The organism is Phenylobacterium sp. (assembly GCF_004297125.1).
In the GTDB taxonomy this organism is placed as follows: Bacteria; Pseudomonadota; Alphaproteobacteria; order Caulobacterales; family Caulobacteraceae; genus Phenylobacterium.
In genome coordinates this window covers 79,306-99,889 of the sequence record NZ_SCVD01000007.1, presented here as the reverse complement: position 1 = coordinate 99,889, position 20,584 = coordinate 79,306, and the positions used below count along the sequence as shown (strand labels likewise).

Below are 20,584 nucleotides of genomic sequence, written 5' to 3'. Positions count from 1 at the left end.
CTGCGGCGGACGACGGCGGGCGCGGGTGGTACGCAGCGGCAGCCTCCGGACGCGGACCCACTGTCGCGTTGCGCGATGAGGGTATCTTCCCCTTTTCCCGTCCAATGCAAGTCCGCGAGCCGCACCGCCACGGAACGGTTTGATCTCGCTCAAGGCGCCGGTCGTCCCCGCCCGGCGAGCCTGGCCCGCAAGCCTTGTCACGGGCAACCGGCCCAACGCGGCCGATCTAGAACAGAATTCACTTGAGGGCCGCTCGTGCCGGCTCCGTCGGCCGGCGTCTCCAAGACGTCCCGGCGCAGGGCTCCAGGAGGTACGCATGCGCAGACGGGATCTGTTTCTGCTCGGCGTGACCGCGGGGCTCGCGCCCGCGCTGCGCCCCGCGCAAGCCCAGGGGCTCTGGCACAAGTATGTCATGCGTGGCCAGGTCGTGGACCGAGCGGGGGCCACGGTGACGATCTGCGTCGGACGCGCCGATGGAGCCGAGGCCGGGCAGACGCTGACCGTGGTCAGGTTCAAGACGCGTCCGGGAGCCATGAAAGGCGCCCCGCCCATCATTGAGCGTCGGGATGTGGGCGAAGTGCGGATCGAGACGGTGATGGACGACCACTTCGCCAGCGGTGTCGTCGTGAGCGGGCGCGTGGCCAAGCTCGACATGGTGGAACTGCGCGCCCGCTGACGGGGCGGTCGCGGGGCTGGGGGGTCGTCACGCTGGCCTCGGCTTGCGTTGGGGTGGCGCTCGCGTCCACGACCACCGGTCCAGCTGCATCTGTGCGTCGGGCGAGGCCCGGCGGCCCGGCGCGCTGCCTGGCGTGTGGGCCGGCGCGCGGTAATTGGCGCGACCGCCGCCGCACCCGCTGGGACGACCACGCGCGGCGCCGGCTCGGGCGCAGGCTCGGGTGGCGCAGGCCGATGCGCCGGCGCAACGCAGGCCCCCGCCCGATGGCCGCGCGAGGTGCCCAGGCGTCCGCCTCCGCCTCGAGGTATCAGGACTTCGAGAACGGCCGCACGGGTCTGCGGCTCGCCCGTGGTCGCCTGTTCGCGGAAATCCTGAGGGTGAACCACTTCGCGATCCTGGCGGCCTTTCATCTCCGCAAGCCTCGGTTGGCCCACGTCTTCGCACACCACAAGTTCATGCTGATCCAGGCCAGCGCCGCCGATGAGCTCGACGAGGCGACGCAGGACGCCGTTGCGGCCGTCGACTTCCTGACGGTCCTGGACGCGCACATGCAGTTCTACGAGCAACTCGCCGAAGCGGGCCGCGCGCAGCTTGGGGCGGCTGAGGAGAAACGTTCGAAGGACTGAAGAGCGCCTCGGCCTGCCGACAAAGACGGCGTAGAAGTGGGGCTCCGAGCGCCTTCCGGCGGCCGATCCGGGACCGCACGATTACGTTCGCATAGCGGTGACGAGAGGAGTTCGATTGAGCAACGACGATGGGTTTCGCCGCATGGTCAAGGACTTCGCGGACGGTCGGGTCGATGTGGTCATCATGCACATCGACACGACCAAGCTCCTTGATCCCGAGGAGTGGGAGCTGCTCAAGGCGGCGGGTGCGAACGCCGTGGTCGTCCACAAAGCTCTCCCCGACGAGGCGGGCTGACCCGCGGAGCGGCGCCAAGGTCTCACCGAGCGAGGCAAGGCCATATCCACGTCCACCCGCCTCGCGACCCCGTCGCCGTCTGGGATCGTCGTCGCCGGTAGGATGCTGGCGACGGGGCGAAGCGGACAGTCCGGCGGCTTGCAGGAGCGCCGTCGCCGACGACCTGGGTGGACGGCCGGCTCTCAGAGCGGCCCTTCGCCCCTGTCGTTCCTCAACCGCTCGTAGGCGGGGCGAAGCCTGTGCTCGTCAGCCACCGGCGCCACCGCCGCAACAGGCGGTCGGTTCGCCGGCGGCGCTCGCCTCCTGGATCGGCGGACAAGGGGTATCGGCATAGGAGCAGAAGACGCAGCAGTCGCCCGGCTTCGGGCTGAGGACCGAACCACACGCCGGGCAGTCGTAGAAATATTGGCAGGCGTCGGTGGGCATGGTCTCGGTCGTGCGGGCGCCGCAGTCCGGGCAGGTCAAGGTGGATCGCAGCTCGATGGCGGTCCCGATCATCCCCGAAGGCTCCTCAGCAGCATCAAGGCCCGGGGCTCGATCCAGGGCTGCCAGGCCAGCGCCAGGCCGATCAGGCCGGTCGCGGCGGCCAGCAGCCCGATCGTCAATCGCGATGGCGGTGCACAGCTTCCGTCACGCGCGCAGGCGCGACGCCTTCGCCAGACCGTCCACCATCCCGCCGCCAGCACGGCGGTCGCGCCCCAGGTCAGCAAGCCGCGCTGCTCGGCGAAGAAGAGCGTCCCCGCCAGACTGAGGCCCGCCACCGAGAGCGCCATCGGCAGGACGCAGCAGGCGGCCCAGGCGAAGACCGCCAGTGCAGAGCCGCCCAAGGCGGTCCAGCCGACGATCCTGTCACGCGCCTCCGTGCGGGTCGGGGAAGTCATACCCATCGCCTCTCACAGCCAATGACGCTAGCCTGCAACCCGTAGTCACTACGGGATCAAGAGGTTTTCCATGCCTGGGCGCACGGGGTTGACGATCGGCAAGCTCGCCGGGTTGAGCGGCGTGAACCTCGAGACCATCCGGTACTACGAGCGGATCGGCCTGATGCCGGAACCGGGACGCACGGAAGGCGGGCACCGGCTCTACGAGCCCGCGCACCGGCAGCGCCTCGCCTTCATCCGGCGCGCCCGCGAGCTGGGGTTCGGCATCGATGGCATCCGCGCGCTCCTGGGCCTCGCCGAACCTCATCGTCGATCCTGCGAGGAGGTGCGGGTGATCGCGTCTGACCATCTCCAGGATGTGCGCACCAAGATCGCCGACCTCGTGCGGCTGGAGGCCATCCTCGCGGGCACGGTCGAGCGCTGCCGCGACACGGCCGCGGCGCCATCCTGCTCGGTGCTCGATCTGCTCGAGGCGGCTGCCTGAAGGCCGTCGCCGCACCGGCGCGCTAAAGGACGAGACCGGCGCGAAGCCGCCACCCGGCGTGCGGACATTCGTCGTCTGGCCCTGGTAGATGCGCGCCACAGCGAGCAGCGGCGCGCCTTCGTACGTGTACCGCCGGACGTCCATCTTGGGAGGGCTGATCTCGCCTGGCGGGGCTGGCGCGGAGCGATGGCTTTGTTGCGCAGCGTCGCCACAAGAAGCGCCAGCGCGCCGGACTTCAGGCGCGGAACCCCGGATAGACGTAAGCCCGGCGGATGGCCTCGCAGTCGGCCTCGCTGACTCCGCAGTTGCGGGCAACGCCGTACCACTGCTGTTGAACGGCGGCCTCCAGCTGGTCGACGAGCGCCGCAGCCGCGTCCGGGTCGAGAAGGAACCGGCGGCACTCGCTGAGGAGGTTGCCGGCGTTGGCGAAGCGCCCCTGGGCGCCGCAGGTCATGGCGAGGTCGCGCCGCTCCTCCGCGAAGGCCGGCGTCGGCGTGAGGTCGTAGGCCGGCGACAGCCGCCAGCCGGGGCCCGGCGCGAGCGCCGCGTGGTTGCGCGGATGGTCGTCGGTGTTGGAGATCAGCGCGTTGAACGCCATGCGCCCGAACAGCTCGCGGGCGTCTTCCGCTGGGCGTTCGCTGATCCGCCGCAGGGTCTCGGCCAGCAGAATGTACGACCAGCGAGCCCGTCCATCCGGGGTTTCGTCGGTTTCGAGAAGCGTCAAGGCGCTCACCATGCGGGCGCGGGCGTAGCCGTCCTGCACGCGCGTCCGGTCGAAGCGCTTCACCATCAGGACGTCGCGGCCACCCACGGTGACGACCTGTGAGTCGGCCACCTGCAGGCCGCAGCGGCGCGCGAGCTCTAGCGTCGCATGCTCCACGCGGGCCATGTTCCAGCGGTCGTCGTGGCGGTTGAACTTGGCGAGCCACAATGCGTCCTGGCTCTCCACCACCACCTTCGGCCGCGCCCCGCCCATGGAGGTGCCAAGCAGCAGCAGCTCTTCCACCTGGGCGGCGTCCTTGGGCGGCTCATCGGCGAGCAACGCCTCGGCAAGGGTCTGCAGTTTCTCGAGGTCCCAGGTCTTGTTGAACTGGCGCGCCGGCGCGGGCGGCTCCACGCCGAGACCGAAACCCAGCGCGCCCGCCCGGTCGTCGGGGGAGTGCAGCAGATAGTCGAGCTCGCCGAGCTGGCCGAGGCCGGCGTGCTTTTCGATGACGCGCCGGCCCCAGTAGTCCGGGCCGGAGTCGCGGAGAGCTCCGAAGACGCCGCCCAGCCGCACCGTCTCGAAGCCGGCGCGGCCCAGGCGGAGCTCGACCGGGTCGATCTCGACGGCGTCCGGCCGCTCGCGGTAGCGGCGGCCGTAGACGAACCGGCCGACGGCCACGCCGTTGCGCTCGACGGTGTGCTCGAAACGCCCGGCGGTGACCGCCTCCGTTGCGCCGGGCAGGGTGATGTAGACATAGGCCGCAGGCATCGGCGCGCTCAGAAGTCATCGTCGAGCGGCTGGGGCGCGCGGGCGTGTCGCCGCTCCCGCAGCGCGGCAAGGCGCAGCCCCTCGTCATCCGACGTCGGATCGGCCAGTCCCCCCAGTCGCTCCGACATCCCGTAGGACCACAGAAGGGCCGCATAGACCGCCACGCTCGTGGACGGCTTGCCGTGCTCAGCGTCGCCCACCACCTCCCGGCTGGCGCCGATGCGCTCGGCCACTTCGGCCAGGGTGATGTTGCGGCGCAGGCGCGCCGTGCGCAGATCCGCGCCGAGGCGCTTCAGGGCGCTTTCGACCTCGTAGGGCGGGGTGGTCAGCAGGTGGCCGCGACGCATGGAAATCCTCCCAAGGCGTCAGTTTGTCGGTTTAAGCCGACAAATTCAACCATTATGTCGGCTTAATCCGACGCAATCCCGGAGTGTGCGCAAGCCAGCGGAAGCCGCGCTGGCCCGGTTCTGGTGCCCGTCCTCGCGGGCCCGGCCGAGCGCTGCCGCGACACGACCACGGCGCCATGCTGCCGGGGCCGCATACGGACGACCATGGCGGATGCGGTGCGGTTGCTGATGCCCACGGGCGGCCGGAAGAGCGAGATCCTCACCTTGGAACGGTCGAACGCCAGCTACGGCGTCCCGAGGTGGCCTCATGGTGCGGGGGTCAAGCGGCTCCTGGCCCTTGGCGCGCGTCAGTCCAAGTCCGGGAGATCCAGGTCGGGCGCGAAGGCGGCCACGATGTCGGCATGTTCGGCCTCTCGCGTGGCGCGCGCGATGTTGAGGCGGATGAAGACCTGCCCGCTGCGGGCGGCGGCCAGCGCGTCGCGCGCCGCCGGCGCAGCTTTCTGCAGGGTGTGGGCGGAGGCGCAGAGCCGCACGTCCAGGCGCGGCGGCGCGCCCGTCGCCACGATGAGGTTTCCGGCGGTGACCGGAAGCTGCTCCAGCGTGGCCGCTCGAAAACGGTAGGCCGCGCCGGAGGCGCCGATGACGTCGACAAAGTCCATGAGATGCCTCTATCCGGCGTGGCCCCGCTTGGCACGTCAAGTTTCACGCCCGTGAGTCAGGCCTCGGGGGTCGCTTAGAAGTCGAACGTGATCTGGCGACTGTCCCCGCGCTTGCGGCTCGCCTGCGCGAGGGGCGCAGCGCGTTCGGTTGCGATCTGCGACGCCGTCGCCGCGGACGCGGGGGTTGGGGACTTGCCCGCGTCCAGAACGCAGGGCGACTCGGCCGGGCCCGATGCTTTAGGCCGGGAGGACGCCCGCGCGTCGACCGGAGACCTCTCGGCCAGGCGTTCGTCACGGTGGCCGCGCGACGCCTTCCAGGCTTCGACTTCGCTTTCCTTGTAGGCGACCCGGCCGGGTGACACGACGTAGGGCTTCGGGAAATCGCCCGATCGTTGCAGGCGCCACGCCGTGGTGCGGCTGATGCCGACCCGCGGTTCAACCCGCTTCCAGGGCAGATAGGCCCCATCCGGTCCTTCCGGATCGAGGAAGTCGGTCCACTGGGTCATGCTGCCTCTGCCCTTCCCACGACGCCCATCATCACCGCGTCTCCCTTCGCGACCGCCGAAGCCGGGTCTGCTGCGACAGCGCCCAGGCCCGCAGCTCCCCCCGCGGGTACCAGGGCTTGCCTCTTATGTGTCGGCAGGGCGGGCCGTCGCCGCCGACCGACCAGAGTCGGGCCAGCGTGGGGACCTTCATCTGGATATGGAAACGGCGCAGGTACTCCGAGGCCTGGGCCCGCGTCAGCAGGTCGGCGTCGTCCTCGTGCGCCGGTGCGACGGTCAGCTCGGGCCCCGCGATCATGGCGACACCGCCGCACGGCATTCGCTGGCGCGCCGGACGCCGCGCCCGGCGCTGAGCGCGAGGTAGCACTCGACCACCGCCTGGACGTAGGCCCGCGTCTCGGGGATCGACGGCACGCGGCCGAGCGCGGCGACCCGCGCCGGCCCGGCGTTGTAGATTGCCGAGGCGCCGTCCAGGAGCACTTCCACGCGGGCCACGGCGGCGGACGGGATCGTCGAGATGTCGACGAAGTCGCCGAACGCACCCGAGCCCGAAACCCGCTTGCCGTTGATCAGCACCAGTGTGGCGTTGTTGCCAAGGCCGCGCAGGTTCAGAGCGGTGCCGTAGGTGCCGTTGCGCGCCAGCCGATCGGAGCCGGAGGTGTTGGCGCCCTCGGACGCCCCGCCGCCGAAGTTCTCCGGGAGCCAGCGCAGCGCATCTGTGAGCGTTGTTTGGCCGGTCCGCTCCAGTGCCTGCTGGTCGAGGATCCGCACCGCCGCCGCCGGAGACACCCCCCGAAGGTTCGAGCCGGTGACCCGAACCTCGTCGACCAGCACGGCTTCCGCTGCCGAGTTGGCTAGGGCCACGGAAGGCGCCGCTGTCGCAAAAGGCGCTTCAGTGTCGTTTGAGGCCCCGGCGATTTGGAAAGGGCGGCTCGCCGCCGATCCGGCGATGGGCCGGCCGCTGGCGGCGGCGCTTTGCAGCACAAGCACATTGGGGCCCGTCCGCCGGGCGACGATCCCACTGCCGGCGAGCAGGCGGCTGAGCGCCTCGTCGGGCGTATACGATCCCTTGAGGGCGAGCGCCTTGCGGTTGGCGACGAGATCCGCCGTGTACAGGACCTGCTGGCGAGTCTGCGTTGCGAGAGACGTGAGCGCCGAATCCAGGGCGCCGGCCGCCACATCTACCGGAACTGCGTCTGGCGCCGCTGCGGCGGGCAGTGCGGCTATGGTGACAAGAACCCAAACGGAGCTGGCCAGGAGACGGCGTCTCAGACTGGCGCGGGCGGCTCGATACATTCTACTCCCCCGACGCCGCCTTTCGGCCTGCCGGGGTGGCGGGCGCTTCATTGTCGACCAGCGTCACAAGGGTGACGCGTCAGTCGGCGGATTTGCGAACCGGGGAGATGCAAAAAGTTCAGTCCGCGGATGCAGGGACGCGGCTTCGCAACACGTAGCCGTCCGATGTCGTCACCGCCTCGAGTCCGAACAACTCGGTGACAGCAGACAGAAAGGCCTGGGTGTTGCCCGTCTCGAACATCCCGTTGACGCGGATGTCGACCAAGTGGTCTGCGTCCAGCACGATCTTGGTCCGGCTGTAGCGGTTCACCTCAGCGACCGCAGCAGCGAGGGGCGTCTCATGGAAACGGATATGTCCCGTGGTCCAACTGCTGGCTGCGGTCGCGTCCATTACCCGTGGCGGGGCCACCGTCCCATTGACCGTGATCTGCTGGTTGGGCTTGAGCGTCCAGGTGTCGTGGCGGCTCGAGCGCGTCACCTGAACGCGACCTTCCAGCAGGGTCACCTGCGTCCCGGCGTGGAGCCGACGAACGTCGAACTTCGTGCCCAGCGCTCGCACGCGCGTCGCGCCAGCCTCGACGACGAACGGTCGCCCCGGATCGTGGGCCACCTCGAAGAACCCTTCGCCGCGCAGAAGCCGCACAGTGCGTTGCGTCCGGCCGAAATGGATCGCGACCTTGCTGTCGGTGTTCAGTCGCAAGACGGAGCCGTCGTCGAGGCGGACGATCTGTTGGGCGCCGACGTCGGTTTCATAGGTCTGAGGGCGGAACTGGGCGACGAGGAGGACGAGCAATCCACCCAGGGCGAGGGTTGCGAGGCTCAGGGGCAGAAGCGGACGGCGAAGAAGCCGGCGCAATTTCGTCGGAAGGGTCTCCCTGCGTAACGCCGCTTCGGTCAGGGCGACCAACTCGGGGTCGTTGCGCACGCGATCCGCTTGGCGCCATCGCGCCACAACTTCGGCATAAGCCTCCGCGTTCACAGGCATTTCGCGCCACGCAAAGAATTCCTCGATCGTCGCCTCGCTGACGCTCGACCGCTTAAGTCGGGTGAACCAGGCGGCGGCCTCTTCGAGGACGCGACGGTCTTCTCCCTGCTGGGTGCCCATCGTCCGAAGCCTAATCCCGAAGTTGAGCCACGAAGAGCGTAATGGCCTTCTGCAACCTTTTGTCGATAGTACGCACCGACAAACCGCAGCGTTGCGCGATCTCGCGGTTCGTCAAGCCCCCGATCTTGCTCAGGAGGAAGGTGTCGCGTAGCGCCGGAGGCAAGGCCAAGACCGCTTGCCGGACCAGAAGATCGTCTTCCGCGGTATGTCGGCACGCATCCTCCGGGAAAGGCGGTCCGATCGCCGCCGCGTGGTCCACGCGCACTCGCCGCCGCCGGAATGTGTCGCGCGCGAGGTTGGCGGCCACCGTCATCAGCAGACCACGGATGTTCTCGACGGGCTCCGTCGCGGGCCGCTCCACGACGCGCAAGTAGGTCTCCTGCGTGATGTCGTCGGCGAGATCCGATCCAAAGCGGCGTCCGATGGTGGCGCGGAGCCATACGAGGTGGGCGCGCCATGACGGGTCGCACACGCTGATCTTGGTCGAAACGCCAGCCGGCAGGCGATCATAGGCCGCTCGGACGCGAGCCGAGCCGCTCGATTGGGGGCGGGACATGAAGTCCCCTCACACAAGCACCGCGCGTCGTGGCGACCGGGCGTCTTAAACGCGAAGGATCAGTGTCCCCGCGCCCCGCGCTTTCCTGCGTCTAGGACGCAGTCTTCTATGGCGCGGGCGCCCAGCGGCGGTGAATCGGCCGTCGCGGTGGCGCGGACGGTCCACCGCCCGCACCGGCCACAAGACTGTCACAGGCCGATGCGGCCGCCTAGAGTCCCTTTGCCCCGTCGCCCCGCGGCGGTTCATCCCGATTGCAGCCGCTGCAGGAACGTCTTGATCTGTACGCCGCTGTGGCGTACAAACTTAAATAAGTTTGAGGAGGCTGCCATGCTCACTTTCCGCGACCAGGTGAGCGAAGTGGACGAACGAAGCACGGAGCGGATGAACTTCCGCACCAAGCCTCGGATCAAGGAGGCGATCCAGCGCGCCGCCGCGCTGTCGGGCGTCGACGACTCCGTCTTCACGATGAACGCGGCCTACAACTCCGCCATCGAGACGATCGCCGCGCATGAGCGCACCGTGCTCCAGCCGGTCGATCACGCGGCCTTCTTCGCTGCGCTGGACAATCCCGCCCCGCCCACGGACAAGCTGCGGGCAGCCTTCGGTCGTCACAAGGCGACGATCGCCAGCCGGTGACGGCATCCGGCGCTGACCACCCCATCATCGAGCCGCTCGATCCTGCCAAACACGATCGGGCGGCTTTTTCCTGCGGCGTGGGGCAGGTCGATAACTTCTTCCGAAAGACCGCCAACAAACTCGCGATGGCCGACAACCTCCGGGTCTTCGTGATAGTCGCACCGGCCGGTGAGCTGGTCGGCTTCTACGCCCTCAACGCTCACGCGCTCGAGTACACCGACCTCCCGGCCCGGTTCGCGCGCACCCGGCCCCGTCACGGCCAGATCCCTGCCGCCTACATTTCCATGATCGGTGTCGACACACGCTTCGCCGGCCAGGGTTATGGCGGCGATCTGCTGGTGGACGCCCTGACCCGGATCGCGCGGGCGGCTGACGACGTCGGCATCGCCGTCGTCATGCTCGATGTTCTCGACTGCGGCGACGCCACCCTCGTGCAACGAAGGCTCAGGCTCTACACCGGCTATGGGTTTGCGCCCCTGCCCTCTCAGCCCCTGCGCCTGTTCCTGCCTCTCGCCACCGTCCGAGACCTCCTGCACTGACCTAGGCCGGGCCGTTCGGCGGCTCACCTTGCGACAGGTCGATGGAACTCGAGCCGCCCCGGTAACCTCCGCCGCGGACATACGAGGAGACGGCTACACCCCCGACGTTAGGGCGGTCCTCAGCAACCGAGCGAGGCACACAAAGACGCCTAGATCGAAGCCTCCGCGATTTCCATGGTCATCGCCCGATCTCAGGTCTTAGGCGCGATCGTGGTCAGGTAGGTGCGACAGCTCGCCTCGACCCGCTGCTGCAGATCGGTCACCCGTTCCACCAGCCACGCCAGTTGTTCGGTCGTGATTTCGTATTGGTCTGAGAAACGCGCCTCGACATAGGCGCGCCGCAGGAGCTCCCAGCATCGCTTCTCGAACCGATTGGCCCGCGGCCAGGTCGGGATCAGTTCGGGCGCGACACGCTCGGCCTGGCCACGCAGGAAGTTCAGATTGTGCGACTTGGTGGAATGGAGCGTCTCGGTCAGCAGGACGCAGTGGTAAAACCGCTCAGTGGCTTGATGGAGCTGAAACGCGGCCTCGTTCGCTCGCCCCTGCGCGATCACGTACTGCGCCGTGTCAAAGAAGCCCCCGGCGCTAGGAAACCACTTGTCGAAGTTGGCCTTCGCTTCGCGATGGGCCTCGTCAGGTGACAGCTTGGCTGGCCGGGCGAACGGATGATCGGGCGTCTCGAACAGGATGATGCCGACGTCCGTGATGTGCGTGAAGAACGGACGACCACGGGAGAGCTGGCGGTTCATGTCTGCGAGCGAGTGAACGACGAACTGCGCCGGCGCCGACAGGATGTGCGCGATGTCGAAGGCCTGCTCCAGATGGGCCTCGGCGTCCATCCAGTACTCGGTCATGTCGGCGAAATCGTCGTGGTTCACGACGACCAGGAGGTCATAGTCGGACTTGTAGCCGCCGACCGGGTCATCGACCCAGTTGCCACGGGCGTAGCTGCCGAACAGGATCACTTTCAGGATCCGGCCCTGTCCACGCCGCGACGCCTTGCGCTTCGTGGCTTCCTCGAATTCGCGGAACAGCACCTCGAGCACCCACTGGAGCTCACGGCGCTTACCTTCGGGAAGATGATCGAGCGTGGTCTTCATGCCTGGAGCGAGGTGGCGCAAATTGATTCGCTAAGTCTAGCCGAACTCAACCCACGCGGGCCCCTCTTACGGCGCCAAGCCGCGAATGGTGGCGGCACGCCTCTATCATGTCACCGGAAGCGACGCCGCTTGGCTCAGTGATGGGCGGCGTAGTTCAGATTCGGCAGGCCCAGTTCCTGGCGCCAACCATCCACGGCCTCTTCGAGGACCCACATGGCGCTGCGCCACCGCAGGGGCTCGTCCTGCCAACGCCGCACGCAAAGTGTGATCATCGGGACCTGGCTGCCCAGTTCGTCCCAGTCGATCGTGTCGATATCGTCCTCGGGACTGAGGCCTTCCACATGCAGGTCCGGATGGCTGCGTGCGTTCAGCACGAGGTGTTTGGCGCCGTTGGCGACTTCGCGGACGGCCTCGCCATAAGGAATTCTCGGCCAATAGGTCCTCAGGCCGCGTTCCGTCTTCACCCAGTCCCGGACGCTGTTCAGCAGGACGAAGGTGGACAACACCGTGAAGCGGTCGTCTGGCGTGAGGCGGACACGCGCCAGACCTTCCTCGGCCAGGCCGAGCAGGACGGTGGCCTGCCCGACCAGCAGGCGGATGCGTTCGCGGGCGTCGACCGACTCCATCAGCGTAGGCTACCCGATGGCGTCGCCGACGCCAGCGTCGGCCGTCCGCGAGACGCCTAGATGCGCTGATAGACCAGGAAGGCCGCGTGCGGCGCCAGCTGCTGCAGCCGATCCATGTCGGCGATGTTGCGCGTCAACAGCACGCAGCCGGACTCCGCCGCATGGAGCAGGAGCAAGGCGTCATTCAGCAGTCCCACGCCATGGGCAAGGCCGGCCGCCCGCGCCGCCAGGCCGGCCAGCATGCCGGCCTCGCCGAAGGCGCGCACGCTCGGCGCGCTCAGGCGGTGCGCCGGGACGTCGTCGATGACGCCAGCCAGCTCCCGCAGGGTCGCCCGCGTCGCCGGATGCGCCGGGTCCAGCCGGCCGAACAGGTGGGTGAGTTCGGCCAGCGCCACGGTGGAATGATTGAGGATCCGCTGGGTGAGGAGCTCGTCGACCGCGGACGGCGTGCGTCCCTGCAGGACATCGATATAGACACACGTATCGAGCAGGAGCTCGGGGCCGGGTCCGACGGGCGTCGTCACCACGGGCAGCGCGCTGTCGGCCCGCCGCACCAGCGCCGTTGTGGGGCGTTGCGGCTTCAGGCGCCGCAGCGACCCCGCCAGATCAAAGCTCAAGATCCAGGTCGCGTGGCGCGCGGCCCTTGCGCGCCACCAGCGCAGCGCCGAAGTCGTCCTCCAGCGCCACCTTGGCGAGGGCGTACTCTAGGATTTCGGTGGTCGAGGTCAGCCCTGTCCGGGCCTTCGCCGCATCGATCAGGTGCCGGGGCACGCGCGCGCCGATGGCGCTGCGTCCGCCTGCCAGGAAGCCCGCCTCGCTCGCCGCGGCCACCACGCGGGCCTGGCGGGTCTGGAACAGGAATTGACCGGTCGACGCCGATCTCGCAGAGGATTTTGCCATCCTTCGACTGTTCAACAAAATGGTGAAAATGTCAAACGCACGCGATCCGCCCCGGACGGCCGGGCGGGCGCACTCGCGGCCTGGGAGAGCCTCGGCCAACGCCGGGCCTTTTCGTGGATTGCAGATCCCGTCGCCCACGCCGCCTTCGGCGCCGCGCTAATGCGCCTTCGCACGACCGAGGATTTCGAGCGTGCCGCTGGCGCCGCTCAGGGTGTCGATCACGTCGATCCCGGCCGCGGCCAGCAGTTCCCGCCAGATCGCCTCGACGTCGTCATAGGCCTGGAGGACGAACTCGGCCGTCACTTCCTGGTCCCAGGCGACGGCGAGATCCCGGGCCATGGCTTCGAGCTGCGCGTCTGTCCCCTCCACCTCCGTCCGCTTCACCGAGACCTGGGGCTTGCCGTGGGCGAGCCGGTTGCGGGCCCCGATGATCTGACGGGCGGTGGCGTAGGGGGGCTTGTTGTAGTCGGTCTGAACGCCCAGGGCCTTGCGTAGGGTCTTCAGTTTGGTCTCGACATCATCGCGCTCGGCCCAGTCGGGGTTCACCTGCGCCCCGACGAAGTTGAGGTAGGCCTCCAGGGTGAAGGCCGTCATGGTCAGGGCGGCGATGACCTCATGGAAGAGGCCGTCCCGGTCGTCCTTGGCAAGGCGTTCCTTGATCCGCGAGGTGAAGAAGAAGGCGGCAGCGGCCAGATCGTTGTGGATCAGGTCCACGCTCCGCGCGTCCAGCATCGCCCGCATGCGGGGCTGTGGGGTCTCGGTCATGAGGTTTTCGCCAGGGCGGCCAGCAAGGCGCGGAGTTGCGGCTCCAGGGCGGTCACCGACGGGCCGCCGCGAAGCCACGCGTCAGCCGCCTCAATCTGCCGGCACCCCGCGGCGCTCCAGTCGTCGGCTTGGCGCAGGGCGGACAGCACCGCCTGCGCGCGCCGCCGGGCGTCGGGCGCGGCGGCGAACCCCCGCAGGAGCTTGCGGGCGTCGGCGAGGGCCTGGTCTCGGCTGCCGGTCATCGGAGACTCACGGATCGGGGTTCGGGGGCTGGCCATGACGCCCCGGATGCGGTCTGGCCGTTCGGGCGCGCAGACACAAGCGTTGCCGACCCGCACGCCGCCTGCAAGATGGCCCGTTCGCCATTCGAGGAATCCATGGGGAAATACGACCCGCTGGAGCACCATCTGCGGCGCCAGAGCACGGCGACCTATGAGATGAGCTTCCGCGACATCGAACGCGTGCTCGGCGCCCTGCTGCCCAAGAGCTGTCGCCGCTCCGAATGGTGGGCCAACGAACAGGCCGCCGAGACCCGGCACGTGCAGTGCAAGGCCTGGCTGCGCGCCGGCTATCGGGCGGTGGCCACGCCCGCCACCGAGCGCGTCCGGTTCGAGCGGCGGCGGTAAATCCGCCGGCCCGCGTCGCGCGCTATTCCTGCGGAGGGGTCGCCGCCGACGGGTTCGACCCATCCTCGGCGAGCCAGATGATGGTCTGCGACGCGTACGGCGGGTTGTTCGGCAGCAGCGACATGATCGTCCCGTCCGGCTGCAGGAATTCGTGGGTGGCCCCGACCAGAAGTTCGGGATCCAGCGGGCGGACGGCGTTGGGATTGTGAAGCACCACCGCCCCCTCGACCCAGGTTTCCGCATAGCCCGGCGCGTGAACGTCATCCCTGAACGGGCGCGGCCGGGGGTCGGCGACATTGTCGTCGTAGCGGCGGAGGCCCGTCCGGGGCATGCGGGCCCGGCGGTCGCCGACCCCTGCGATGAACCCATACGAGCACAGCCTGCTGACGATGATCTTTGGCGAGATCCAGCGGGACGGACGTGTCGATCGACAGGTGAAGCGCCCCCTCGCGGCTCATGGATGGGTTGGCACGAGGCGGAGACTACCCCACCCTCGGGCCGTTCCCGCGTTTGGGAGACTGGCGGCTTCCCCGTCGCGCCAGGTGGGGACATTGGAGTCACGCCAAAAAGCCGACCTTCAGCGACACCCCAGCCGAAGACCGCTCGCGATCGCTGTCTGAACACGCCGAGGCCCGCAGGTAACTTGAGCGACCGCCGGCCAAGTAGTCGGCTGGGTTCCACGCGAGCGATGGCGCAACCCCCGACGCAGGCGAGAGGCAGGCTCAATGGCTCTGCGATAACATGAGCTTAAGGAGCCGCTGGATACTCTGCTATTTGGAGGGTCCATGCGACACGAGGATTGGGCGGAAATCGCGCGTCTGCGAGTTCGTGATTTTCCGCTGCGTGCGTTCTTCAGCGTCGGTATTGCGGCCGCCATCTATTTCGACGCCGAGAGCATCTGGCCAATTCTTTGGTTGATCGCGACGCTGCTGGCGCAGCTCGGGTCATCTTGGATCTCCTCGCCGATGCGCGCCGCTGGGTCGGCCCCCAGTCCACGACGCAGGCGGCTCTTCATCTTATCCATCGTCGTCAGCACCACGATCTTTGCGAGCGTAGCGCCGCTCGCCTGGTTCATTGAGGGATGGCAGGGACGGGTCCTCGCCGTGACGGTCCTCGCCGGGGGCGTCATGAACGTTCGTCTGCATGCGAACACGTCGGCGATCATGCTGTGGAGCGCCACGGCCCCCTTCATGCTCATGCTTATGGGGCTGCCGCTAGCGTCGCTAATTCTGGAACCCGGGAAGCGGGCCGCAGCCTTCGTTTGCCTCGCCAGCCTGATGTACGTGGCGCACCTGGTGGCCGCGACGCGCCGAAGCCTGGCTGACGCGCGGTCAGTCGCGGACTCGCTCGAACTCGCCAGGCTGACGGCCGAGGCGCTCGAGCGGACGGCTGAGGAGGCGTCTGCGGCGAGCCGGTCCAAGTCCGAGTTCCTCGCCAATATGAGCCATGAGATCCGCACGCCGCTCAATGGGGTAATGGGCGTCTCCGGTGCGCTGGGCCGCACGCCCCTGAGCGAGAGTCAGCGCGAGATGGTCCATCTCATCGAAGCCTCGGCCAAGACCCTCGAGACTCTACTGAGTGACATCCTCGACTTGGCCCGGATCGAGTCGGGCAAAATGGAACTTTGCGAGGAGCCGTTGGACCTTGCAGCGTCGGTCAAGGCCAGCGTCGCCCTGTTCGACGCAGCCGCGCAGGCGAAGGGGTTGGACCTGCAGGTCGAGATTCGGCCCGAAGCGCTCGGCACCTACGTGGGCGATGCCGTCAGGCTCCGGCAGATCCTGGCGAACCTTCTCAGCAATGCGGTCAAGTTTACGCAGGCGGGGGAAGTTCGGTTGATCGTCGAGGCATCCCCGGGCGAGACCGGCGTCGAGCTGCGCTTTGCAGTGCGTGATACCGGCATCGGCTTCGACGAGGAAACAAAGGCCAGGCTCTTCTGCAGGTTCGAGCAAGCGGACGGTTCGATCACCCGCCGCTTCGGCGGGTCGGGTCTGGGGCTGTCCATTTCGCGCTCCCTGGCCGAGGCCATGGGGGGACGTCTGGAAGCCAATGCTGCGCCCGGTCAGGGCGCGGTCTTCACGCTTTGCCTGGAACTACCCCGTGCGCGGAGCGCCCTTGAAGACTATGAGGCCGAGTCCGCCGTTTCGGTGGAAACATTGGCGGGCCGCCGTGTATTGCTAGCCGAAGATCATCCGACCAATCGCCGCGTCGTCGAGCTGATCCTGGGCGCCGTCGGAGTCGAGATCCTCTGCGTCGAGAACGGCGAGGAAGCGGTCGCCGCGTTCAAGCCCGGCGCCTTCGACCTCGTCTTGATGGACATGCAGATGCCGGTCATGGACGGGCTGTCAGCCATCAAAGAAATTCGCAAGCTTGAGATCGCCGCAGGCGGCGTCCCGACGCCCATTCTCGTCCTCACAGCCAATGCGATGCCGGAGCACGTCCAAGCTTCGATCGGCGCTGGCGCGGATGGGCACTTCGCCAAGCCGGTCGTTGCAGATCAGCTCCTCAAACGGGTCGCCGAGGCGATCCTAACGAGTGGCGTATCAGACCACGAAGCCCAAGCGGCCGCATAGCATCTTCCTGGCGGCAGGGCACTGAAACTTGACGCCAACGTGGGCGCGATGCTGCCTCAACGTCATGGTACGAGAGACCGCCGGCGGCGGGACCGAGGTCTCCGCGATCAATCCCCTCGATTCGAGCTCAAGGGGAAAGCCCGCTGGGTCGCGGATACACTGCGATCCGCCATCGAACGGATCTAACGCAAGGCCGGCGCTGACCTTGCCGCCCCATAGGCTGAGGGCCTTCCACCCCGGCGCAGGCGAGCCTTCTGGGTCTCAGATGCGCTATTTCCTGACATTGGCTTCCGTCCGGAAACTGGACGTTCATGGCACGAGCAGGAACGCCTCCTTGTCAGCCAGATGGCCGTCGGCGCGAGAGAGCTCGAGCCGGGCGAGCGTCAGACGGGCAAGAGGGCTCAGTGTCTTTGGCCGTCGCGGATGAGCGCCAGACTGTCGAGGTTCGGCGCGTCTGGACGCCACAACCGCGCGTCGTTGACCTGAACAAGCGCAACTGTATCGTCCCAGCTATGAAGCTCGACGGGACGACTATCAGGCTTAGCGCCACCGACTTGGTCGGGCACCTCAACTGCCGCCACCTAACCGAGCTTGAGCACCGCGTGACGAAAGGCGCTTTGACCGCTCCGAAGATCTGGGATCCCGCCCTTGCCGCGCTCTGGGAGCGCGGCAAGCAGCATGAGGCCAGCTACATCGATCACCTGGCGGCTCAGAGTCTCGAGATCGCCACCATCGACGGCGTCGACATCACCCCGGGCGTCGTCGCCGAAACCCTTGCGGCCATGAAGGCAGGCAAGCCGGTGATCGTCCAAGGCGCCTTGCAGTCCGATCCCTGGGTTGGGCGGATCGATGTACTCTTGCGCGTGCCTACGCCGAGCGCGCTCGGCGATTGGTCCTACGAAGTGGTCGACACCAAACTCGCCCGCGAGACCAAGGGCGGCACGGTGCTGCAGATCAGTCTCTATTCGGACCTCCTGGAACACGCGCAGGGCGCCGCACCGGACCTTATGCATGTGGTCCCGCCGTACGCTGGCTTCGTCCCCGAGAGCTACCGCGTGGCCGACTTCGCCGCCTACTACCGGCTTGTCCAGGCCAGCCTCGAAGCCGCCATCGCCACCACGGGCGAGGATCCGACCTACCCGGATCCCAATCCTCATTGCGAGATCTGCCGGTGGCGCGATGCCTGCGAACAGCGTCGGCGAGCCGACGACCATCTCAGCCTGGTGGCGGGGATCTCGAAGACCCAGATGGTCGAGCTGGGAAGCCACGGCGTGGCTACCACCGCCAATCTGGCGGTAATGCCGATCCCTCTGGCCTGGAAGCCCGAGCGCGGCGCGGCGGACGCCTATGTTCGCGTGCGTGAACAGGCCCGCGTCCAAGTTGAGGCCCGCGTCTCCGGCGCCCAGGTGTTCGAGGTCCTGCCACATCAACCCGGGTTCGGTTTGTCTCGGCTGCCGGCGCCATCGCTCGGCGACGTCTTTCTCGATTTCGAATCTGACCCCTATGTGGGCGAATATGGGCTCGAGTACCTACTCGGCTACGAATATCGCGACGCGGCGGGAGAGTGGGTCTACACGCCGCTCTGGGCGCTGACCCGCGCCGACGAGAAGGCCGCCTTCGAAGCCTTCATCGACATCATCATGGCCAGGTGGGTGAGCTTCCCCGACCTGCACATCTACCACTTCGGCGCCTACGAAACCGGCGCCCTGAAACGGCTCATGGGCCGCTACGCCACCCGCGAGGATGACCTCGACCGCATCCTGCGCGCCTTGCTGCCGGTCGACCTGCTCAGCGTCGCCCGACAGAGCATCCGCGCTGGCGTCGAGAGCTACTCGCTGAAGAAGCTGGAGCCGCTGTTCGGGTTCGTACGCGACACCAGCCTGCCCGACGCGCGCCTTGCCCTGACCCGACTGCAGACCAGCCTCGAGCTCAACGAGCCGGCCGAGATAGACGCCGCCGACTGCGCCACGGTCCAGGCCTACAACCGCGAGGACTGCGTGGCGACGCGACATCTGCGGGACTGGCTCGAGGGCCTCCGGGCCCAAGAGATCGCGCAGGGCGTCGATATCCGGCGTCCCGAACCCAGCGAAGACACGCCCTCGGACAACGTAGCGCAGTGGCTGGCGACCATTGCTCCCCTCGTCGAGGCCCTGACCACCGACGTGCCGGACGATCCCTTAGAGAGGACGCACGAGCAGCATGGGCGCTGGCTGCTGGCCCACATGCTGGAATGGCACCGCCGCGAGGATAAGGCGGTCTGGTGGGAGTACTTCCGCCTGCGGGACTTGAGCGCCGCCGAATTGCTCGACGAGAAGTCTGCGCTCTCGGGGCTGGTCTTCCAGGAGACGGTGGGCGGCACGGCGGCCGTTCCCATCCACCGCTACAGCTTCCCGCCACAGGACACCGACGTACGGCCCGGCAAGAGCCTCCAATATGTCGGCGGGCGCCCTATGGGCGCGGTCGAGGACATCTCGCCGGAGGCCGGCACGGTCGACATCAAGACGCGTAAAGACACCGCCGCCCTGCACCCCGAAGCGGTCTTCGTGCACGAGTACGTCTCGCCCGAGCCGATGAAGCAATCCTTGCTTCGCCTGGCGACCCACGTCGCCGCAGAGGGTCTAACAGGCGCCGGTCCCTATGCGGCGGCTGAAGCCCTGCTCCTGCGCCGGCGCCCGAACCTGGGCGACGGCGTCGCGATCCAGGCGGACGGGGAGACGACGCTCGACGCGGCGCAACGCATCGCGCCCCTCCTGACCGACGGCGTCCTGCCCATCCAGGGCCCGCCAGGCACCGGCAAGACCTTCACCGCCGCCCGGATGATTTGCGCGCTGGTGCAGCAGGGCAAGAAGGTCGGCGTCGTCGCCAACAGCCACGCGGTCGTCCGCAACCTCTTGGACAAGGTCATCGAGGCCGCCGACAAGACCGGGGTCGATGTGCAGTGCGTCCAGCGCCCGAAGGACAAGGAGGACGACAGCCATCGCCTGAGGATCGCCGCCAAGCCGGCCGATCTGTTCGCAGCCCTTCAGGACGGATGTCATGCCGCTGGCGGCACCGCCTGGCTCTGGTCGTCCCCGGACGCCTTCGGCGCCGTCGATGTTCTATTCGTCGACGAGGCGGCGCAGATGTCTCTGGCCAACGTCCTGGCCGTCTCCCAGGCCGCGCCCGCCCTCATCTTGGTCGGCGACCCCCAGCAGCTTGATCAGCCCACCCAGGGGAGCCATCCCGAGGGAACGGAGTGCTCGGCGCTGCACCATCTGCTGAACGGCCAGGCGACAATCGCCCCGGACGAGGGGCTGTTCTTGGCGGAGACCTGGCGGCTGGCCCCGGCGATCTGCGATTACACCTCCGAGCTCTTCTATGAAGGCAAGCTGCGACCCCGCCCCGGGTCCGAAGGCCAGGCCATCGTCGGTGGCCCGCTCAGTGGTGCTGGCCTGCGATATGTCGCCGTTCCCCACACCGGAAACCAAAGCGCCTCGATCGAGGAAGCCCAAGCCATTGCAACGCTCGTGCAGGACCTGCTGCAGGCCAACGCCTCCTGGTCGGATCGCGACGGCGAGCATACCCTCACGCTTGAGGACATCCTGATCATCGCCCCCTACAACGCCCAGGTTTTCGAGATCCAGCGACGCATCCCGGGCGCCCGGGTCGGGACGGTCGACAAATTCCAGGGTCAGGAGGCCGCGGTCGCCATCTACTCCATGGCCACCTCGAGCCCAGCAGACGCCCCTCGGGGGATGGAGTTCCTGTACAGCCCCAACCGCCTCAACGTCGCCACCTCCCGCGCCAAGTGCCTCTCGGTCCTGGTCGGGTCGCGCAGCGTGTTCGAGGCCGATTGCCGGACACCGCGCCAGATGCAGCTCGCGAACGCCTTCTGCCGGTACTTGGAGGTCGCAACCTAGCCTCACCTCCAGCCTCCACGT

26 protein-coding genes are annotated in these 20,584 nt (G+C 67.9%); 9 read left to right on the top strand and 17 right to left on the bottom strand.

Features of this window, described 5'->3' with window-relative positions:
* The first annotated feature begins 316 nt into the window (after positions 1-316).
* The 3 genes from EPO51_RS04515 to EPO51_RS04505 all read left to right on the top strand — a co-directional run bounded on the left by EPO51_RS04515 (position 317) and on the right by EPO51_RS04505 (position 1,597).
* Complete coding sequence (locus EPO51_RS04515; RefSeq protein ID WP_293346433.1) at positions 317-676, top strand: hypothetical protein; 360 nt, start codon at positions 317-319, stop codon at positions 674-676.
* 263 nt (positions 677-939) lie between these two features.
* Positions 940-1,302, top strand: a complete 363-nt coding sequence (locus EPO51_RS04510) for a hypothetical protein (protein ID WP_293346431.1) — start codon at positions 940-942, stop codon at positions 1,300-1,302.
* 115 nt (positions 1,303-1,417) lie between these two features.
* On the top strand, positions 1,418-1,597 hold the full coding sequence (locus EPO51_RS04505) for a hypothetical protein (protein WP_293346428.1): 180 nt from the start codon (positions 1,418-1,420) through the stop codon (positions 1,595-1,597).
* Between the two features lie 246 nt (positions 1,598-1,843).
* On the opposite strand, the gene EPO51_RS04500 is transcribed toward EPO51_RS04505, so the two are convergent.
* The gene (locus EPO51_RS04500; protein ID WP_293346425.1) at positions 1,844-2,095 is read right to left on the bottom strand and encodes a GDCCVxC domain-containing (seleno)protein; all 252 of its coding nucleotides are present in this window, start codon (positions 2,093-2,095) and stop codon (positions 1,844-1,846) included.
* Positions 2,092-2,478: an MFS transporter permease gene (locus tag EPO51_RS04495; protein ID WP_293346422.1), complete on the bottom strand. Its 387-nt coding sequence runs from the start codon at positions 2,476-2,478 to the stop codon at positions 2,092-2,094. The genes EPO51_RS04500 and EPO51_RS04495 overlap by 4 nt, the downstream gene beginning before the upstream one ends.
* An 88-nt stretch (positions 2,479-2,566) precedes the next feature.
* Between EPO51_RS04495 and EPO51_RS04490 the strand changes: the two genes are divergently transcribed.
* On the top strand, positions 2,567-2,962 hold the full coding sequence (locus EPO51_RS04490; protein ID WP_293346419.1) for a MerR family transcriptional regulator: 396 nt from the start codon (positions 2,567-2,569) through the stop codon (positions 2,960-2,962).
* Between the two features lie 235 nt (positions 2,963-3,197).
* Here the strand turns inward: EPO51_RS04490 and EPO51_RS04485 are convergent, their stop codons facing one another.
* The 8 genes from EPO51_RS04485 to EPO51_RS04450 all read right to left on the bottom strand — a co-directional run bounded on the left by EPO51_RS04485 (position 3,198) and on the right by EPO51_RS04450 (position 8,902).
* Positions 3,198-4,436, bottom strand: a complete 1,239-nt coding sequence (locus tag EPO51_RS04485; protein ID WP_293346416.1) for a type II toxin-antitoxin system HipA family toxin — start codon at positions 4,434-4,436, stop codon at positions 3,198-3,200.
* 8 nt (positions 4,437-4,444) lie between these two features.
* A complete protein-coding gene (locus EPO51_RS04480; protein WP_293346413.1) occupies positions 4,445-4,783 on the bottom strand; it encodes a helix-turn-helix domain-containing protein in 339 nt (112 codons plus the stop codon).
* Positions 4,784-5,130: 347 nt separating this feature from the next.
* Positions 5,131-5,442 (bottom strand): hypothetical protein, encoded by a 312-nt coding sequence (locus EPO51_RS04475; protein WP_293346411.1) that lies wholly within the window; start codon positions 5,440-5,442, stop codon positions 5,131-5,133.
* Positions 5,443-5,516: 74 nt separating this feature from the next.
* Positions 5,517-5,948, bottom strand: coding sequence for a helix-turn-helix transcriptional regulator (locus EPO51_RS04470; protein ID WP_293346409.1), 432 nt, complete (start codon positions 5,946-5,948; stop codon positions 5,517-5,519).
* Between the two features lie 31 nt (positions 5,949-5,979).
* Positions 5,980-6,243: a hypothetical protein gene (locus tag EPO51_RS04465; RefSeq protein WP_293346407.1), complete on the bottom strand. Its 264-nt coding sequence runs from the start codon at positions 6,241-6,243 to the stop codon at positions 5,980-5,982.
* Positions 6,240-7,124, bottom strand: coding sequence for a TonB-dependent receptor plug domain-containing protein (locus EPO51_RS04460; protein WP_293346405.1), 885 nt, complete (start codon positions 7,122-7,124; stop codon positions 6,240-6,242). Before EPO51_RS04460 ends, EPO51_RS04465 begins: the two co-directional genes overlap by 4 nt.
* A 235-nt stretch (positions 7,125-7,359) precedes the next feature.
* Complete coding sequence (locus EPO51_RS04455; protein ID WP_293346403.1) at positions 7,360-8,346, bottom strand: FecR family protein; 987 nt, start codon at positions 8,344-8,346, stop codon at positions 7,360-7,362.
* Between the two features lie 10 nt (positions 8,347-8,356).
* A complete protein-coding gene (locus EPO51_RS04450) occupies positions 8,357-8,902 on the bottom strand; it encodes an RNA polymerase sigma factor (protein WP_293346378.1) in 546 nt (181 codons plus the stop codon).
* Positions 8,903-9,229: 327 nt separating this feature from the next.
* On the opposite strand from EPO51_RS04450, the gene EPO51_RS04445 reads away from it, so the two are divergent.
* Both EPO51_RS04445 and EPO51_RS04440 read left to right on the top strand, forming a co-directional pair.
* Entirely contained in the window at positions 9,230-9,538 is a 309-nt protein-coding gene (locus tag EPO51_RS04445; protein WP_068875108.1) for a type II toxin-antitoxin system TacA family antitoxin, read from the top strand.
* Positions 9,535-10,077 (top strand): GNAT family protein, encoded by a 543-nt coding sequence (locus EPO51_RS04440; protein WP_293346374.1) that lies wholly within the window; start codon positions 9,535-9,537, stop codon positions 10,075-10,077. Before EPO51_RS04445 ends, EPO51_RS04440 begins: the two co-directional genes overlap by 4 nt.
* A gap of 191 nt (positions 10,078-10,268) precedes the next feature.
* Here EPO51_RS04440 and EPO51_RS04435 read toward each other — a convergent pair whose 3' ends face one another.
* The 6 genes from EPO51_RS04435 to EPO51_RS04410 form a co-directional block, all read right to left on the bottom strand.
* Positions 10,269-11,177: a HEPN domain-containing protein gene (locus EPO51_RS04435; RefSeq protein WP_293346372.1), complete on the bottom strand. Its 909-nt coding sequence runs from the start codon at positions 11,175-11,177 to the stop codon at positions 10,269-10,271.
* Positions 11,178-11,311: 134 nt separating this feature from the next.
* The gene (locus EPO51_RS04430) at positions 11,312-11,803 is read right to left on the bottom strand and encodes a hypothetical protein (protein WP_293346370.1); all 492 of its coding nucleotides are present in this window, start codon (positions 11,801-11,803) and stop codon (positions 11,312-11,314) included.
* Between the two features lie 56 nt (positions 11,804-11,859).
* The gene (locus tag EPO51_RS04425; RefSeq protein WP_293346368.1) at positions 11,860-12,420 is read right to left on the bottom strand and encodes a hypothetical protein; all 561 of its coding nucleotides are present in this window, start codon (positions 12,418-12,420) and stop codon (positions 11,860-11,862) included.
* Entirely contained in the window at positions 12,410-12,703 is a 294-nt protein-coding gene (locus EPO51_RS04420) for a hypothetical protein (protein WP_293346366.1), read from the bottom strand. The genes EPO51_RS04425 and EPO51_RS04420 overlap by 11 nt, the downstream gene beginning before the upstream one ends.
* A gap of 156 nt (positions 12,704-12,859) precedes the next feature.
* The gene (locus tag EPO51_RS04415) at positions 12,860-13,468 is read right to left on the bottom strand and encodes a hypothetical protein (protein ID WP_293346364.1); all 609 of its coding nucleotides are present in this window, start codon (positions 13,466-13,468) and stop codon (positions 12,860-12,862) included.
* Complete coding sequence (locus EPO51_RS04410) at positions 13,465-13,710, bottom strand: hypothetical protein (RefSeq protein WP_293346362.1); 246 nt, start codon at positions 13,708-13,710, stop codon at positions 13,465-13,467. Before EPO51_RS04410 ends, EPO51_RS04415 begins: the two co-directional genes overlap by 4 nt.
* A gap of 135 nt (positions 13,711-13,845) precedes the next feature.
* On the opposite strand from EPO51_RS04410, the gene EPO51_RS04405 reads away from it, so the two are divergent.
* Positions 13,846-14,094, top strand: coding sequence for a DUF7662 domain-containing protein (locus tag EPO51_RS04405; RefSeq protein ID WP_293346360.1), 249 nt, complete (start codon positions 13,846-13,848; stop codon positions 14,092-14,094).
* A 22-nt stretch (positions 14,095-14,116) separates the two neighbouring features.
* Here EPO51_RS04405 and EPO51_RS04400 read toward each other — a convergent pair whose 3' ends face one another.
* Positions 14,117-14,425 carry a hypothetical protein gene (locus EPO51_RS04400; protein ID WP_293346358.1) on the bottom strand — a complete coding sequence of 103 codons (309 nt, stop codon included), beginning with the start codon at positions 14,423-14,425 and terminating at the stop codon, positions 14,117-14,119.
* Between the two features lie 454 nt (positions 14,426-14,879).
* Between EPO51_RS04400 and EPO51_RS04395 the strand changes: the two genes are divergently transcribed.
* Positions 14,880-16,664: an ATP-binding protein gene (locus tag EPO51_RS04395; protein ID WP_293346356.1), complete on the top strand. Its 1,785-nt coding sequence runs from the start codon at positions 14,880-14,882 to the stop codon at positions 16,662-16,664.
* 311 nt (positions 16,665-16,975) lie between these two features.
* On the top strand, positions 16,976-20,563 hold the full coding sequence (locus EPO51_RS04390) for a TM0106 family RecB-like putative nuclease (protein WP_363200092.1): 3,588 nt from the start codon (positions 16,976-16,978) through the stop codon (positions 20,561-20,563).
* The last annotated feature ends 21 nt before the right edge of the window (positions 20,564-20,584 follow it).